This is a genomic window from Pilimelia columellifera subsp. columellifera, from assembly GCF_039532605.1.
Taxonomy (GTDB): domain Bacteria; phylum Actinomycetota; class Actinomycetes; order Mycobacteriales; family Micromonosporaceae; genus Pilimelia; species Pilimelia columellifera.
Genome location: NZ_BAAARY010000066.1, coordinates 1 through 1291, shown reverse-complemented (window position 1 = coordinate 1291; position 1291 = coordinate 1). Strand labels below are relative to the sequence as shown.

At 60.7% G+C, this 1291-nt stretch carries 1 protein-coding gene; it reads right to left on the bottom strand.

What is annotated here, in order from left to right; genetic code table 11:
- A partial coding sequence (locus tag ABD287_RS18325; RefSeq protein WP_344174777.1) for a condensation domain-containing protein occupies positions 1 to 1291 on the bottom strand: 1291 nt, incomplete at both ends.

Below are 1291 nucleotides of genomic sequence, written 5' to 3'. Positions count from 1 at the left end.
CCACGTTTCGAGTATGTGTCGGCGTTCGGTGTTGTGGAGTGTTGGGAGGTGGGCGGTGAGTTGTTGGGGGTTTTGTTGGATTGCTTGTAGTACTTGTTGGAGGCGGTTGGCGATGGTGGTTGCGTCGGGTTTTTCGAGTACGTCTGGTCGGTAGTTGAGTTGGAGTTTGAGTTGTTTGCCTGGGCCGACTAGTAGTACGAGTGGGTAGTGGGAGGCGCTGCGGCTGTGGACTGCGACGATGGGGGCGGCTGCGGCGAGTTGGGCCCATCCGGCGCCGCTGGAGGGGTAGTTCTGGAATACGCAGAGGGTGTCGAATAGGTCGGTGCCGCCGGGTAGGCCGGCTAGTTGTTGCAGGTGGGATAGTCCGATGTGTTGGTGGGGTATCAGTTTTGTTTGTTCTTGCTGTAGTCGGGTGAGCATTGTTGTTAGTGATTCGGTGGGGCGTACGTGTAGTCGTAGTGGGACGGTGTTGATGAACAGTCCGACGATCGACTCGACGCCTTCGAGTTCTGGTGGGCGTCCGGACACGGTGATGCCGGTGACGATGTCGTCGCGGCCGGTGAGTTGGCTGAGTACCAGTGCCCAGGCGCCTTCGATGACGGTGTTGAGTGTCAGGCCGTGGTCTCGGGCCCAGCGCACCAGCGATGTGGTGTCGGCGGTGGATAGTTCGAATTCGATTTCCTGGGGCAGCACTGGGATGCGGGAGGCGTTGGGTGCCACCAGTGTCGGGCCGTCGAGGTCGGCTAGTGCGTTGGTCCATGCGTGCATGGCTTCATCGTTGTCTCGGCTGGCTAGCCAGGTCAGGAAGTCTCGGTAGCCGCGTGCCGGTGGTAGTGCTGCCGGGTTGGCGCCGGCGGCGTACAGCTGGAACAGGTCTCGGACGACCACGGGTAGTGACCAGCCGTCGAATGCGACGTGGTGGCTGGTGATCACGAACCGGGCTTGTGATCCGGCTAGTCGTAGTAGCAGGAATCGCACCAGTGGTGGGGTGTTCAGGTCGAAGTGGCGCATTCGTTCGGCGTCGATCAGCCGGTCTGCTTCGGTGAGTTGTTCGTCTGTTGGCAGGTTTCGTAGGTCTACTTCGCGCCAGTCCGGTTCGACTTCCCGCAGTACCAGTTGTGCCCATTCGCCGGAGCGGCGTTGCCGGAAACACGACCGTAGAGTCGAGTGTCGTCGTAGTAGCTCGGCCGCTGCCGAGTGCAGCAACCCGTAATCGACTGCCCCGTCCAGGTCGAAAATCGACTGACCGGTATACACGTCGGGGCTGGCGTCATCGAAAACACTGTGGAAC